The 15,027-nt window shown below is 56.8% G+C and carries 11 protein-coding genes; 10 read left to right on the top strand and 1 reads right to left on the bottom strand.

The window, feature by feature from the left end:
* Positions 1-197: 197 nt before the first annotated feature.
* From ACZ46D_RS04935 to ACZ46D_RS04920, 4 genes are all read left to right on the top strand, one after another.
* On the top strand, positions 198-2,261 hold the full coding sequence (locus ACZ46D_RS04935; RefSeq protein WP_464928924.1) for a hybrid sensor histidine kinase/response regulator: 2,064 nt from the start codon (positions 198-200) through the stop codon (positions 2,259-2,261).
* Complete coding sequence (locus ACZ46D_RS04930) at positions 2,258-2,869, top strand: sigma-54-dependent transcriptional regulator (protein ID WP_464928923.1); 612 nt, start codon at positions 2,258-2,260, stop codon at positions 2,867-2,869. Before ACZ46D_RS04935 ends, ACZ46D_RS04930 begins: the two co-directional genes overlap by 4 nt.
* 96 nt (positions 2,870-2,965) lie before the next feature.
* Positions 2,966-3,184, top strand: a complete 219-nt coding sequence (locus ACZ46D_RS04925; RefSeq protein ID WP_464928922.1) for a hypothetical protein — start codon at positions 2,966-2,968, stop codon at positions 3,182-3,184.
* Positions 3,185-3,928: 744 nt separating this feature from the next.
* Complete coding sequence (locus ACZ46D_RS04920) at positions 3,929-5,293, top strand: sigma-54-dependent transcriptional regulator (RefSeq protein ID WP_464928921.1); 1,365 nt, start codon at positions 3,929-3,931, stop codon at positions 5,291-5,293.
* A gap of 199 nt (positions 5,294-5,492) precedes the next feature.
* On the opposite strand, the gene ACZ46D_RS04915 is transcribed toward ACZ46D_RS04920, so the two are convergent.
* On the bottom strand, positions 5,493-6,125 hold the full coding sequence (locus tag ACZ46D_RS04915; RefSeq protein WP_464928920.1) for a hypothetical protein: 633 nt from the start codon (positions 6,123-6,125) through the stop codon (positions 5,493-5,495).
* On the opposite strand from ACZ46D_RS04915, the gene ACZ46D_RS04910 reads away from it, so the two are divergent.
* The 6 genes from ACZ46D_RS04910 to ACZ46D_RS04885 all read left to right on the top strand — a co-directional run bounded on the left by ACZ46D_RS04910 (position 6,118) and on the right by ACZ46D_RS04885 (position 15,026).
* Positions 6,118-7,050 carry a sulfite exporter TauE/SafE family protein gene (locus ACZ46D_RS04910; RefSeq protein ID WP_464928919.1) on the top strand — a complete coding sequence of 311 codons (933 nt, stop codon included), beginning with the start codon at positions 6,118-6,120 and terminating at the stop codon, positions 7,048-7,050. The genes ACZ46D_RS04915 and ACZ46D_RS04910 overlap by 8 nt on opposite strands.
* A 1-nt stretch (position 7,051) precedes the next feature.
* Entirely contained in the window at positions 7,052-7,855 is an 804-nt protein-coding gene (locus ACZ46D_RS04905; protein WP_464928918.1) for a TIGR02186 family protein, read from the top strand.
* A gap of 93 nt (positions 7,856-7,948) precedes the next feature.
* A complete protein-coding gene (locus ACZ46D_RS04900) occupies positions 7,949-10,543 on the top strand; it encodes a PEP/pyruvate-binding domain-containing protein (RefSeq protein WP_464928917.1) in 2,595 nt (864 codons plus the stop codon).
* A gap of 27 nt (positions 10,544-10,570) precedes the next feature.
* On the top strand, positions 10,571-10,969 hold the full coding sequence (locus ACZ46D_RS04895; RefSeq protein WP_464928916.1) for a response regulator: 399 nt from the start codon (positions 10,571-10,573) through the stop codon (positions 10,967-10,969).
* 2 nt (positions 10,970-10,971) lie between these two features.
* Positions 10,972-12,480 carry a sensor histidine kinase gene (locus ACZ46D_RS04890; protein WP_464928915.1) on the top strand — a complete coding sequence of 503 codons (1,509 nt, stop codon included), beginning with the start codon at positions 10,972-10,974 and terminating at the stop codon, positions 12,478-12,480.
* Positions 12,477-15,026, top strand: a complete 2,550-nt coding sequence (locus tag ACZ46D_RS04885) for a PEP/pyruvate-binding domain-containing protein (protein ID WP_464928914.1) — start codon at positions 12,477-12,479, stop codon at positions 15,024-15,026. The genes ACZ46D_RS04890 and ACZ46D_RS04885 overlap by 4 nt, the downstream gene beginning before the upstream one ends.
* Position 15,027: the final 1 nt, after the last annotated feature.

Raw genomic sequence — 15,027 nt, 5'->3', positions numbered from 1 at the left:
CTTCGTCTTTGGCGGCAAGGATTCACTATCGATATTTCTTCCGCCATTGAGACCTTACGGAGCGCCCGGGTTTCTCTGCCTCTGGGGAGTTGCACTTTAATCTTGAATCTGCGATAAAATAAAGACGCTCTTCATCCTCTTATTTTCCAGAGAGGGAAGGTTATCCTCCGGCGTTTGTCACAGTGAGGGAAGCGCCCATGTCCAAAAAGATTCTGGTGGTGGACAACCATCCGCTCATCCTTGAACTTATCTCCAGCTTTTTGGAAAAGGAGGGGCATGAGGTACGGGTGGCCCAGGATGGTCTTTCGGCTCTTGATGTCCTGGAAGGGTTTGTCCCGGATATCATGTTTATCGATCTGATCATGCCCAACATCAGCGGTGACAAGCTGTGCCGCATTGTTCGCAGTATGCCCCACCTGCGCGATGTTTTTGTGGTAATCCTTTCCGCCGTTGTCAGCGAAGGCGAACAGGATTTTCTTTCCTACGGCGCCGATGCTTGCATTGCCAAGGGGTCATTCAAGAATATTTTTTTCCATGTCCAAGAGCTCATCGTCGATTCCGACAAACGGGCAACACGCAATTGGGAACCACGGATTCTTGGGCTTGACGGTATCTGCCAGCGTGAAATTACCAAAGAGCTGTTGTACTCGCAAAAACATCTGGAGCTGGTTCTTGACCACATGTTCGAAGGGGTGATCCGTTTTACCCGCGAGCAAAAAATCATCTATGTGAATGCCAGTGCCATCGCCTTGTTTGGCCAGCCCGAGGAAAAACTTTTGGGCGCCAATCTTTTCGGCTTTTTCCATGAGCCGTATGCCGCCGCAGTGCGCCTTCTTGTTGAGTCGGTGAACCAGCAGCCGGTGTGCGCGGGGGAAGATGAGGAAATTTTTCTTGGCGAAAGGCGGCTGTCGCTCAATTTCCTCGCCATCCCCGAGGACGAGAGCGGCGTGATTCTTGCCTTGATGCGTGATATCACCAAGCGCAAGGAGGATGAGGCGCGAATGCGGGAGTACGGCGAACGTCTCTCCAAGATCGTCGAAGAACGGACCCAGAGCCTGATACAGACAAACGGGCAGTTGCACAAGGAAATCGCCGAGCGGGCCAAGGTAGAAAAGGGCCTGGCCAAGGCGCACCGGCGCCTGCTCACCGTGCTCGACAGCCTTGACGCGATTATTTATGTGGTCGACATGACCAGTTACGAGATTCTCTTTATGAATCGTCACGCCCGGGAGGTTTTTGGGGAAGGCATCGGCCGGATATGCTGGACGGTCATGCAGTGTGGACAGGATGGCCCCTGTCCTTTCTGTAGCAACGAAAAAGTGATGGCCATCAATGGCCACAAACGGGGGCGAGGCGGGGTGTTCGTCTGGGAAGATCAGAACACCGTGACCCAGCGTTGGTACGAGCATCATGATCGATCCATCAAGTGGATGGGGGAAATCCGGGCAAAAATCAGTATCGGGACGGATATAACGGAACGTAAAAACGAGGAAACACGGGAGCGGGAAGCGCGGGAACTGCTGGAGCTGCGGGTCAGTCAGCGTACGGAGGAACTGGAAAAGATTCACCGGCAGCTGTTGCATTCGGAAAAATTGAGCGCGGTGGGCAAGTTGGCCGCTTCCATCGCCCATGAATTCAATAACCCGATCTGCGGCATCCGCAATGTGTTGGATGGGCTAAAACGGCGGGCTATTTTGGGGGGCGAGGATCTCCAGATGGTCGAGCTCGCCATTCGGGAGTGCGAGCGCGTTGCCAGGCTTACCAAGGATCTGCAGAGTTTTAATCGTCCGACCACAGGGAGAGAGACCCGGGTGGATGTGCATGCCGCCTTGGAGGATATTCTGCTGCTCTGCCGAAAGAATCTGAAGAATAAAAGGATTTCCTTGAGCAAGGAATTCGCCCCGTCATTGCCGGAAATACAGGCGGTGGAGGACCAGCTCAAGCAGGTTTTCCTCAATCTACTCGCGAACGCCGAGGAGGCTATTACCGCGGAGACCGGCGCAATAACCGTGCGGACGGAGTTGAGGCCGGGCTATGTCGCGGTGCAGTTTCAAGACAGCGGCCATGGGATTGCCCCGGAGGACCAGGAGCGAATTTTTGAGCCGTTTTTTTCCACAAAATCAGCGGCCAAGGGCACTGGTCTTGGCCTGTCGGTAAGTTATGGTATCGTGACCAGGCATGGCGGAACAATCGAGGTGGAGAGCACTCCCGGCATCGGCTCCACCTTTACGGTTCTTTTGCCGGTGGGGGGGCAGGCATGATGGCAGAAGCGGGTCAGTGGCGTAAAAATATCCTGCTGGTTGATGATGAAGAGATCATCCGTCGCACCCTGAGCCGGGATATCGAGGAAATCGGGTATGGCGCCACCGCTGTCGCCGATGGGGAAACAGCGCTTGCCGTTTTGCAGAAGCATTATTACGATTTGGTGCTGACAGACCTGCGCATGGAAGGGATTTCCGGAATAGAAGTACTTAAAGGGGTAAAGGCGAGGAGTCCTGATATCGGGGTGATCATCCTCACCGGATTCGGCGATATCTCTTCTGCCATTGAGGCCTTGCGGAGCGGGGCGGATGATTATCTGCTCAAGCCCTATGCCTATGAGGACCTGGCCCTGCGTCTCCGGAATTGTTTTGAAAAGCAGGAGATGAAAAAACGGTTAAAGGTGTATGAGGATATTCTGGCCATCTGCTCGGTATGTAAAAAAATTAGAAACGACAAAGGGCAAGAGCCTGGCAGCGGCGATTGGCTGAGCATTGATGAATATATGCGCAAGGAGGCAGGGTTGCGGCTGTCGCACGGCTATTGTCCGGACTGTTATAGGAAGTTTATGCAGGAGATGGAAGAGTTCAATCCTGCGAGCAAAAAATAGATCGCACGTAGCCCCGTATTTTTTCCGTATTGTGGTTTGTGCCTGCTATATGATAGGGTTCGCAAAATTTATAACCCTTGTGGCAGGAAATGCGCTATGACTAACAAGAAGAAAACCCTGGCCCCGCTGTGCAAAAGGGCCTATGCCTGCCGAGAGGAGCATACCTATTGCCGGCCGGCTTTTCCCATTGATGGGAATAATTTTTATTTCGTCGGCCACGGGGATGATGAGTGTCCTTACAAGAAAAAATACGGCAGCTTGCACACCTGTGATTGCCCGGTAAGACTGGAGATTTATCAGCGGTATAAAATCTGACCTTTCCCGCCGAGTCCTGCTTCGTCACTTTTTTAGTCCAAATTGAGTTCGAAAAAATATCCCTCAATTCTCGCACAGGTCGTTAGCCCCGCCTATGGTTCCCCTCTGTGGTTCAGGCAGCGGCAGATGTTCTCCTGCCAGTGTTCGATCTGTACCCGATAGGGTTCCACCGAAGATTCCATTCCGCACACCGTGCAGAGTACTGTGGCATTGTGTCAGCGTCCGGAAAGGACCGCCTCGCCTCCGCAGAAGAGGCAGGCAAGACGCAGTTCCGGATAATCGGTTACGGTTGGCGTTGTGGTGGGCATTGTTTCAGTGTAGTCGGTTTTTTTTGTGGCTGCGCATGTATGGTGAGGGAATATGGAACTTTCAGGAAAGATCGTCAACCCTCAAAGTCTGTCCAGGGATTTTTTCGTGGGGTTCAGGGGAGGGTGGTTCGTTTGTTGCCCTGACTGCAAAGAAAAAAAGTAACCATCCATCCCAAGGCAAAAAACTAAAGATACTCTGGTGCCGGAACTGCTCAGCAGTGCCGCAGATGCGCGAAAGAGGTCTGTGAAGTGTGCATGTGCACACAAGCAGGCCGATGACAGCTAAGCGGGCGTAGCGAGACTGCGAAGCAGATGCGGTGCTGCTGACCAGTTCCGAAAAAATCAATTTGCAAGGTGATGGGGAGCGTGCTAGGTTGGCGTGGTCATCTCCGGGAAGAAGATTCCCGTCCCAACATTTTTTCGGAATATTTTTACCATGTCAGATAGTGCCCAGCCAAAGCCCCGCATCTATATCCTTGACGATGAAATCGTCACAGTCCGTCGCCTTGTCCAGGCCCTGGCCAAGGATGGCTACGAGACGGAAGGCTTTATCTCCGCGGGTGAAGCAATGTCCCGGATTGCCGAACATCCGCCCGAGGTGCTGGTCACCGATGTCCGGCTTACCGATGCGGACGGCATGGAAATCCTCCAACGGGTCACCATGCTGGCTCCCCAGACCAAGGTCATCCTGATGACCGGTTATGCCGCTGTTGACCATGCGGTCCAGGCCATGAAGGCCGGAGCTTTCCACTACCTGGCCAAGCCGTTCAAGCTTGAGGAGTTGCGCAACACCATCAGTGACGCTTTGCGCCATCCCGGCAAATCCGTCCCTGATCTTGCAGACCCAGGCCCAGTCGACCGTTTTGCCGGGATCATCGGGCGTTCCCCGGCCATGCAGGAGATATTCAAGACCATCCGCCAGATTGCCCCGCTCAACTGCAACGTCCTCATCCAGGGCGAAAGCGGTACCGGCAAGGAGCTTGTCGCCCGCGCACTCCACCACACCAGCGACCGCGCCCAGCATCCGTTCATCCCCTTCAATTGCGGGGCGTTCAGCGAAGAGTTGGTGGCCAATGAACTCTTTGGTCACGAAAAGGGGGCCTTCACCGGTGCGGTCAGCACCAAGCTGGGGTTGCTGGAGGCGGCGCAGGGCGGCACGGTTTTCCTCGATGAGGTCGGCGAAATGCCCATCCCCATGCAGATCAAGCTGCTGCGGGTCATCCAGGAGCGGACCTTGCTCCGGGTGGGCGGGGTCGCCCCGGTCAGCATTAATGTGCGGCTCATTGCCGCCACCAACCGGGATATCGACAAGATGATCGCTGCCGGCGAGTTCCGGCAGGATCTTTTTTACCGGTTGAAGGTGGTGATGATCAATATTCCTCCTCTGCGCAAGCGGCAGGAGGATATACCCCTGCTGGTCGATCATTTCGTCACCCTCATTGCCACGCAATTCGGCAAACCCGTGCCGGAGATTGCCGCCGATTTTTCCGGGATGCTCTCCGCCTATACCTTTCCCGGCAACGTCCGGGAATTGCAGAATATCGTCGAACGCGCCATCGCCCTTTCCCGGGAACCGGTTCTTACCGCCAGGGATCTTCCGCCTGATATCTTTTTTGCCGAAACCCAGCCCATCCCTCCGGAAAAAGCCGCCAGCCACCTGAAGGTGCTGGAGCAGGAACATATTATCGATATGTACCGGCGCACCGGCTTCAACCAGACGGAAACCGCACGCCTACTCGGCATCTCCCGCACCACCTTGTGGCGGCGCCTCAAAGACCTCAATCTGCTTTCCGAGAAATAGCCGGTTCTTCACCCAGTTTTTTCAGGGTGCCCAGCCTGATTGTTTCAATTGGAAACAGTTGTTTCAACTGTAATAAACCATTTTATTACAGTGAGTTACGAAAAGAGTGTTTCAATGGTGAACAGTCTAACCATTGTCCTCCTCCCTGTAAATCCTGGAAAACAACCTGTAGACAGCAAGATAGGTTCAGTGGCACGGTTCATGCTAAATGCTCCGGCAGTGATTGCCCGAACAGGGCAGCCGAGGAGCATTCATGGAAGCTGGTATTGCCCTTCTTTTGACCGGCGCCTGTGCCGATCTCCCAGCCATTGTTCATACCATTGACCTTGCCAAGCGGACCACCGGAATCGTCCATGCCGTTTTCAGGACTGAGCGTAAGGCGGACAAAAAAAGCAAGGCATTTTGGGAGATACGGGGAGACCTTATCTCGCTGGCGACTGCGCTTGGCCACCAGGAGGGGGTCAGCATCCACACCCACATCCTGGAAAGGATGGAGGGGGAGCCTCTGGTCCGGTTTCTCTGCGCCCAGCGTATTTTTTGCCTTGTTCTTGGGGTCGGTGATCAACAGGCGTTCGCGCGGAAGACTGCTTGGGTAGACCTGCTCCGCAAACAGCTTGTGGCTCGGGATAACTGGTATCTGCCGGTCTTCTGGTCTGTGATCATAACGCCTTGGGACGATCCCGCCCTTGAACACATTATTGCCCGATGTAAACAGTTGGCCCCCAGCAGTTCTGTCGTGGGAATGCTTATTGACAGTCTGCGCAAGGGCCGATACAACTTTAATGGTATTGAAACAAAACAAGAGAGTGTAAAGGAGGAGCACAATGTACATGTATCTGCCAATAGCCCTCGCCAGTGTTAATTATCTGGTGGTGGTGGGGTTGGGACTCGCGGTCGGGCTGTTATCCGGCCTCTTCGGCGTGGGAGGGGGCTTTCTCATGACCCCGCTGTTGATGATGATCGGCATTCCGCCGACCATTGCCGCGGCCACGGACGCCAACCAGATCGTGGCCGCTTCCGCCTCGGGAACCTTTTCCCACTGGCGTCTCGGTAATGTCGATTTCAAGATGGGCCTTTTTCTTTTGATCGGCGGTTTTGTCGGCGGGGCTTTCGGAGTACAGATCATCAAGATTCTCCGTGCCACCGGCGGGGCGGATTTCATGATCAAGATGACCTATGTGGTCATGCTGGGGTTGGTTGGCAGCTTCATGTTCGTGGAAAGCCTGAATGCCTTGCAGAAAAGTAAAAAGGCTGCCGAGACTGCCTCCCCTGCCAAGCCCAAGGCGGCCAAAAAGTCGGGTGGTTTTTTCGCCGCCTTGCCCATGCAGACCTATTTCGTGAAATCAGGCGTCACCCATTCGGCCCTGGTGCCCATCGTCCTTGGCACCTTTGTCGGAATCCTCGCCGCCATCATGGGTGTGGGCGGCGGTTTTCTCATGGTGCCGGTGATGATTTACATGCTGCGCATGCCGATGCATGTGGTGGTCGGCACCAGCCTTTTTCAGATTCTCTTCACCTGCATCGAAGTAACCTATCTCCAAGCCTACTCCAACCACACCGTTGATTTCGTTCTTGCTCTGCTCCTGCTGGTGGGTTCCGTGTTCGGCGCCCAGATCGGTACGGTGCTCGGCCGGAAGCTGCACGGCGATCAGTTGAAGATCCTGCTTTCCATCATCGTCCTTGCCGTCACGGTCAAGATTGTTCTGGAACTGGTGATGGAGCCTTCCATTCTTCTTTCCTATGCGGGAGGCCATTAAGATGAAGACCTTGAAACGAACCGTTATTTTTTCTCTCCGCTGCCTTGTTCTTTGTGGCGCGGCCTTTTTCGGACTCACCCCCTTGTCGGCTTCCGCGGATCAGGCCCTGACCTGTGCGGTGACTCCGGGCAATATCCCGATAACCTTCACCTATCACGGCGCGCAATTAACCGTTACCGGCCAGAGTGCGAGCAGTGATGATCTGATCGTCACCATCAGCACCGAACCGGAAGATGCGGTGCTGAAGTACAAGGCCAAGGTCGGCGGCCTGGTCTGGATGAAAAAAGGGGACCTTGAGTTCAAGGGGGTGCCTGCGATCTATCTGTTGCACAGCACCGCTGAGCTGGTCCGGATTCTGAACGAGGCGGAGCGTAACCAGTACCAGTTCGGTTATGACGCCCTCCGGCAGAGGGTTGTGATTGAAGACAGCCAGGGAAATCCGGCGGAAGGCAAGTGGTTTGACGAATACCTCAAGTTCAAAAAGAAGGAGATGGTCTACGACATCCAGGAGGGGACGGTCATCCGCCAGCACGGGGAGAAGGGCAATACCTATCAGGTGAACATTGCCTGGCCCTACCAGGCGCCCCCCGGGACCTACACGGTTAAGGTCTTCGCGGTCAGGGATGGCAAGGTTGTTGCCCAGGCCGCTGATCAGTTCGAAGTCCAGCGGGTCGGCATTACCGCAGCTCTGTCGAAAATGGCCTTTGAACATGCCGCCTGGTATGGGATAATGGCCGTGGTCATCGCCCTGCTCGCCGGCTTGGCCGTGGGCGCAATCTTCAAGAAAGGTGGCGGCAGCCACTGATTTCATTTTGCAATTTTTTTTACGAGGCGCGGGGCAGAAAAGGGTAACCTGATCTGTCCCCTCGCCGATTCTTTTTTTGTAGGACCGCAGCGTATGGCCCTCCGTGATCTCCTGAAAGGATTTTCCGTCCAACGCTGGTTCACGCCCAAGGCCTGTCGGCCTCTGCCCCTGATATTCTCCCAGTTCCGCGAGGTGCTCAAGGCAAACAACCAGGCCCTGGAGATCATCGCCGACATGGGGGAGAAGCTGAGCGGCGAGTATCTTTTTGATCTTCGTTATGTGGAAGCCACGGTTGAGGAGATGATCGCGGCCATGCATCGTGCCATTGCCGCAATCAACATCCTGACCCAGGACCAGTGCGCGGCGCTGCATGAGGTCTTTATCCCCATGGAGACCAGGGTCCGGGCGATCCTCAACAAACGGGATGACCGGGAAGGCCCCCCCCTGCTCTGGCTTACGGAAGTCGAGACCCGGCATTGGCCGCTGGTGGGCGGCAAGGCCGCGCATCTTTCCGAGCTGCTCCACAACCCCAAGGTCCGGGTGCCGGAAGGGTTTGTCATCACCACCCGGCTGTTTCACGATCTCTTGGATTTGAACGGCATACGGCCGGAGTTCGATCGGTTTGAGCAGCTGCTGTCCGAGCACCTTCCCGATGAAGAGGGGCTTGAGGCATTGCGCCGTCTTTTGCAGGAAAAGGTACTCCGCGCCGCGCCGCCCTCCGGCTTTCTTGAGACGTTGGCCGAGGCTCTTACGCGGCTTGCAATCAGTAGCGAACCCCCTCTTTTTCTCGCGGTCCGCAGCAGCGCCCAGGAAGAGGACATGGATTTTTCCTTTGCCGGGCAGTTTCATTCCGAGTTGCAGGTTCCTCCCCAGGCCGAGGCGGTGTATCGCGCCTACCTGCAGGTGGCGGCCAGTCTTTTTGGCGCCAAGGCCATCCATTACCGCAGGCAGGTCTTTCCCGAAGGCAGCCCCATGTCCATTGCCGCCTGTTGCCAGCGCATGATCCGGGCTCTTGCCAGCGGCATCATCTATTCCATGGATCCCATGGAGCCCGGTTCACAGAGCATGGTAGCGGTCGGCGCCCTGGGACAGGGGCAGGCGGTGGTCGAGGGACAGGTGCCCACGGATTTTTTCCGAATCAGCAAGGGGGAACCGCCGCAGGTTGTCGAGCGGGTAATCGCCGCAAAACATGAAGCCCTGCGGTCAACAGGGGAGGCTGATGGCGGGCTTGCGATGCGAGCGGTGCCGGATTTACAGGTTGAGGCTCCCTGCCTTGACGAACAGACACTTTTGGAGCTTGCCGGAGTCGCCATTCATTTGGAAACTTTTTTCAAGCGTCCCCAGGACATCGAATGGACCGTGAACCCGCAGGGGGCCCTCTACATCCTGCAATCCAGACCCCTGTTGATCACGGAGAGCGAAAGGGGCAAACCAAAGCTTTCCGAACAACTCGAAGGCTATGAGCTTATTGCGGTGGATGCCGGACGGGTGGCCCAGCAGGGCATCGGCGCCGGGCCAGCCTTTTGGGTGGAAACCCTGGCCGATCTCAAGGAGTTCCCCGAGGGCGCGGTGCTCATCAGCCACCGCGATTCCTCCCAATTCGTCCAGGTCATGCACCGGGCCGCGGCCATTGTCACCGAGGTGGGCAGCCCCACCAGCCATATGGCCACGCTGTGCCGTGAGTTGCGGGTTCCCTGTCTGGTCGGGGTTGCGGACATCATGGCCAAAGTGTCGGACGGTGAGGAAATAACCGTGGACGCCGAGGACCGCCGGATTTACCGGGGCAGGGTAGTGGAACTGCTCACTTATCAGGCGACCACCACCATGGACCTGCACATGGCCCCGGAGTTCCGCATGCTGCGCCGCATTCTCCGGGAGGTTTCCCGGCTGAACCTGGTTGACCCGCTGATGCAGGAATTCAGGCCCGAAGGCTGCCGGACTTTCCACGACGTGCTCCGCTTCATCCATGAAACCGCGGTGCTGCATCTGGTGGAGCTGGGCCGGGACGACCGTTGCCTGCCCGGCGGCCTGGCAAGACGGCTGGACCTGCCCATTCAGGCAGGCATCCTTGCCATCGACATCGGCGGTGGCATTGCCCCGGACGCCCCGCGTGACCAGATTCCCTTTGCCGCCATCCGTTCGATCCCCTTTCGGGCCATCCTCCAGGGCATGCTCTTTCCCGGGGCCTGGCATCAGGAGGCCATGCCGGTGAGTTTCCGGGACATGATGCACAGCATGATGACCACCCCCCAAGACACCCTTTCCGGGCAGTACACCGGGCACAACATCGCCATCATCAGCGAAACCTATGTGAACCTCTGCTTTCGGTTCGGGTATCATTTCAATATCATCGACGCCTTCTGCCATGACGTGGAGCGCGACAATCATATTTATTTCCGCTTCTTGGGCGGGGCCACCGATATTGCCAAGCGTTCGCGGCGGGCAACCCTCATCGCCACCATCCTGGAGGCCTTTGATTTCAGCATCCAGACCAAGGGGGATCTGGTCATCGCCCGGACCAGCAATCTGGCCCAGCCGGAAATGGAACGCACCCTGGATATTCTCGGCCGGTTGATCGGCTTTACCCGGCAACTGGACGTGCAGATGACGGATGACGAAACAGTGGCCCGGTATGCCGAAGCGTTTCTCATGGGTGATTACGGCATTGTCGCCCGACAAGGTCGGTAAGATATGAAATATTAAGGAGGGAGTCCAATGAGCGATAATGATCCCGGCGCAATCCGCCGCTTGCTGGTTGTGGATGACGAGCCCATCGTGGGCAAGCGTCTCCATCAGGTCTTCACCAAAATCGGTTTTGAGATAGAGACTTACACCGACTCCGCTTCGGCCCTGGTGGCCATAGCCGAAAGGGACTTTGATATCGTGGTGACCGATCTGAAGATGGAGGGGATCGACGGCATCGAGGTGCTGAAACGGGTCCGGCGCCAGAACCCCGCCACCCAGGTGATTATCATTACCGGATATGCCTCGCCGGATACCGCCGAATTGGCGCAACAGGAGGGGGTCTTTGCCTTTCTGGCCAAGCCCTTTCGCCTCGATGAGCTGAAGCAGGTGATCTTCCGTGCCATTGAGATGCAGAGCCAAGGGAAATAATCATGGAAGACACCCGCATTCCCGCCCAAGAGCCGCCGATCAGGCGGGAAGAGATGGAACCCTCCAGGCCGTTGCCCTGCCGTTTCTTATTTCCGGCCATCCGTTCCATCCGGGGCAAGCTCCTGATGACCATCGGCATTGTCGCCGGTCTCGGCGTCATTGCCACGCTGACTGCCAGCTATGCCTTGTGGCGCATTGAGGACAAGATCCGGATCATCGAGTCGTTTTATGAACTGAACCAGAATGTCCTGGAAATCAGGCGTTACGAAAAGAATTATCTTCTGTTCAACGACAAAAAGGATCTGTTGAGCGCCCTGGACTATGTCGATCAGGTCAGGGCCGCAATTGTCGGGGTAAAGGCGGCCCTGCCGGGCAATCAGAACGAACTGCAATCCTTTTATGACAAGGAGCTTAGCCGCTACGAATTCCTTTCCCGGCAATTGATGGAGGCGGATCTTGCCCCGCGCAACAAAAAATCCCTGGAGAGCGCCTTGCGCAAACATGGTCAGGACCTCACTAAGATTATTTTCGATATGGACGCCAGGGCAAGGCTCCAGGTGGAGCGTGAGGTCGCCAACTACCAAAAATCAGCGGTTTTTATCCTGGCTCTGGCCGTGTTGCTTGGTGCGATGCTCATCTTTTACATGATGCGCTGGATCATGCGCCCTCTCACCGCCATCCGTGAGGCCTCGGCCAGGATCATGCAGGGCGAGATGAACTCCATTCCGGTGGGGGAGGAGATCAGATGTTCGGTGGAGGGCATCGAACTGGTCAATTCCCTGAATCTGATGCTTAAGGCCCTCAATGCCAAGCAGGTCCAGCTGGTCCAGTCGGAAAAACTGGCGGCCATCGGTAAGTTAACGGCGGGCATCGCCCACGAGATCAACAATCCGCTCAACAATATCTCCCTCACCGCCGAGGTGTTGCTGGAAGACCTGCCGAATCTGGCGTGCAGTGAACGGCTGGACATGGTGCGGGATATCCTGGTCCAGTCTGACAGGGCCAGGGAGGTGGTACACCATCTGCTTGAGTTTTCCCGTACTCACAAGGCCAACACCATGGAGCCGGTTGATCTTGTCGCGCTGGTGGAAAGCTCCATTACCCTGGTGAAGAATCAGTTTCGCCTGGGCGGCATCGCTTACCATTACGCCCATCCCGAGCAGCCAGTGCTGGTCAGCGGCAACCCCAACCACTTGCAACAGGTGCTGGTCAATCTGATGCTCAATGCGGTCCAGGCCATGCCGCCCGAAGGCCGTCTTGATCTTGCCGTGCAGGCGGCTGGAAAAGAAGCGTGGATTGAGGTAAGGGATACCGGCGCCGGCATGACGCCGGAGACCAAGTCCCATATCTTCGATCCTTTTTTCACCACCAAGAACGAAGGCACCGGCCTTGGCCTGTCGCTGAGTTACGCCATTGTCAAGGACCACCACGGTGAGATAGAGGTGGAAAGCGAACAGGGCAGGGGCACGACCTTTAAGATCAGGCTGCCCCGTATGGATACCGAAGCATGATTTCCTCCCCCGAACTGCCAGAACGTATGGGAAAAACCGCGGCTTTTGCCGGAATTTTCCAACTGTTTCGTCGGCTGCTTTCCTTGAACAACGCGGTGCTGGAGAAGATTTCCACCATGGAAAGCGCCCTGGCCGGTGAATATGTTTTTGATAAAAAATTTCTGGCCGAGGTGGTGAATGATCTCAACGATCTGGTGCGCGAGGTAATCTATTGTCTTAACAATCTGACCGGCAATGGCTACCTTGGCCTCTATGACCGTTATGAAGAGATTGCCGGCAAGCTTTCCGTGCTGGCGGTCGGCTATGCCGGACCCTACGACCATAGTCTTACCCTGCCCTACGCCCTGATAACCAGCGATTTTGACGGACTGGTCGGCAACAAGAACGCCACCTTAAGCGAGATCCATAACCATCTCCATCTCCGGGTTCCCTCCGGTTTCGCCATCACCGTGGCAGCCTATCGGTTGTTCATGGAGGAAAACGATCTTTTTGCCCGGATCGATGCCATCTGCGCGGCCGATATGCCCAGGAAAAAGCAGGTGCGCCGGATCGAACTGCTCTTCAGCAAGGCCCGCTTGCCCCACGGACTTGCCGTGGCCGTGCAGGAGGAGCTGGCCCTGCTTCTTGCCGAGTGCGGGCCTGATCCGCTTCTCGCCGTGCGCAGCAGCGCGGTGGGCGAGGATGGGGAAACCAGGAGTTTTGCCGGGCAATTCCGTTCGGTTCTTGAGGTTGCCCCCGATCTCCCCGCAGTGCTGGACGCGTATCGGCAGGTGCTCGCTTCCCGTTTTTCCCTCGCCGCCTTGGAATACCTTGGGCCGGATAGCGACAGCCGCGCAGTTCCCATGGCGGTCGGGGTTCAGCTGATGAGTCCCTCTCGGGTTGCCGGGGTGACCTACAGCCGCACCCCTAATGCCCCGGAAGAAAACAGCCTGCTCATCACCTCGGTCCGGGGCGCGGCCAGGGGATTGGTTGCCGGACGCACCACCGCGGACCGTTTCACCGTAAGCCGCACCTGGCCTTTCCCCCTGCTGGAAAGTGAACTTTTCACCCCCATGGCCCCGCCGGCGGACCGGGAAAATCCTCTGGCCGTTCAGGCCAACGGCCTGCGGCGCGGCTCAAGCTCTCTCCTTCCGGAGGAAATCAGAAAGCTGGCCGAACAGGCCCTGCTTCTGGAAAAAGCTTTTGATGGCCCCCAGGATATCGAATGGGCCCTGGGCAAGGAGCTGGTTATTCTCCAGAGCAGGCCGTTTACCCTGCCGGTAAAGCCCCTGCCTCTGCCGAGCGAGATTGCCGCCGAATTGCAAGCCTCCGAGTCGATCATGGAAAACAGAGGGCAGATCGCCCAGCTTGGCATCGGCGCAGGCCTGGTCGTGCATGTGGACCAGGAAACCGATCCCGAGCAGTTCCCCATGGGCGCCGTGGCCGTGGCCCGGTTTCCCGATCCCCGGCTCAGCCCCATTGTCTGGAAGGCTTCCGCCATCATTACGGACATCGGTGGCCCCACCGGCCACCTGGCCACCATTGCCCGCGAATACCGGACCCCGGCCCTGTTCGGCACCGGCGAGGCCACCACCTTGCTGCCCGAAGGTGAGGAAGTAACCATCGATGTGGAAAACAAGAAGGTCTACCGGGGCATCATCCACGGCCTGCTCCGGTTGCAGACCACGGAAGATTCCGCCTACCGGAGCTCCCCGGAGCTGCGGATTCTCCGGAAACTTCTGCGTTGGATAGCGCCGATCACCCTTGCCAACCCCGCAGCCGCTGATTTTATCCCGGAAAACTGCCGGACCTTTCACGATATCCTGCGTTTCAGTCACGAAAAGGCCATCGACGGCCTCATTCATTTCCATGCCGAGTACCCCGGGCGTTCGGGGTTGCCGAGTTACCCGGTGCGCCTGCCAGCCCCGCTTAAATTACGGGTTATTGATCTCGGCTCTGGAATCAAGGGGGAAGCGCCCCGGAAAGGCGAGGAACTCACGCTGGAAATGCTGAATTGCCGCCCGCTCGCCGCCATTCTTGCCGGTTTTTTCAGCGATGCGGCCCAGGTGAGGAAACCGGTCCCCCTGGGGCTGAGGGAAATACTTTCCGGGCTTGGTAAGCCGCTGGTCGTGCTGGCCAACCCGTCCTCCTATCCGGGCGACAATCTCGCGATTATCGCTGATAATTACTGCAATCTCTTTTTGCGCCTTGGCTATCACTTCAATGTGGTGGATGCCTTTTTCTCTCCGGAGCCGGATAATAATTACATCTATTTCCGTTTTGTCGGCGGCATTGCCAACCAGACAAAGCGGAAACGACGCGCTCAACTGATCAGCGCCATTTTGACGGGCCTCTATTTCAAGGTGGACCGCACCGGAGACCTGGTGATCGCCAAGGCCAGGAACCTCGACGCCCCGCGGATGGAGATGGTTCTTACCCGATTGGGCGAGCTGATCTCCTTTACCCGTCAGCTTGACGTGCAGATGCGCGACGAGGCGGCCATCGAACGGTTTTTTGAGCAGTTTCTCGCCTCGGTCAAGCAGGACCAGGCCGGGAGCGAAAGGTGAG

The organism is Thiovibrio sp. Mzg5 (genome assembly GCF_055379285.1).
The sequence above is the reverse complement of the archived record's forward strand: the minus strand, read 5'-3'. Positions and strand labels throughout refer to the sequence as shown.

Coding starts and splice junctions, on each gene's coding strand:
- ACZ46D_RS04910 (WP_464928919.1), top strand. CDS start 6,118: ATGTACATGTATCTGCCAATAGCCCTCGCCAGTGTTAATTATCTGGTG.
- ACZ46D_RS04895 (WP_464928916.1), top strand. CDS start 10,571: ATGAGCGATAATGATCCCGGCGCAATCCGCCGCTTGCTGGTTGTGGAT.
- ACZ46D_RS04915 (WP_464928920.1), bottom strand. CDS start 6,125: ATGTACATTGTGCTCCTCCTTTACACTCTCTTGTTTTGTTTCAATACC.
- ACZ46D_RS04935 (WP_464928924.1), top strand. CDS start 198: ATGTCCAAAAAGATTCTGGTGGTGGACAACCATCCGCTCATCCTTGAA.
- ACZ46D_RS04925 (WP_464928922.1), top strand. CDS start 2,966: ATGACTAACAAGAAGAAAACCCTGGCCCCGCTGTGCAAAAGGGCCTAT.
- ACZ46D_RS04885 (WP_464928914.1), top strand. CDS start 12,477: ATGATTTCCTCCCCCGAACTGCCAGAACGTATGGGAAAAACCGCGGCT.
- ACZ46D_RS04920 (WP_464928921.1), top strand. CDS start 3,929: ATGTCAGATAGTGCCCAGCCAAAGCCCCGCATCTATATCCTTGACGAT.
- ACZ46D_RS04890 (WP_464928915.1), top strand. CDS start 10,972: ATGGAAGACACCCGCATTCCCGCCCAAGAGCCGCCGATCAGGCGGGAA.
- ACZ46D_RS04905 (WP_464928918.1), top strand. CDS start 7,052: ATGAAGACCTTGAAACGAACCGTTATTTTTTCTCTCCGCTGCCTTGTT.
- ACZ46D_RS04930 (WP_464928923.1), top strand. CDS start 2,258: ATGATGGCAGAAGCGGGTCAGTGGCGTAAAAATATCCTGCTGGTTGAT.
- ACZ46D_RS04900 (WP_464928917.1), top strand. CDS start 7,949: ATGGCCCTCCGTGATCTCCTGAAAGGATTTTCCGTCCAACGCTGGTTC.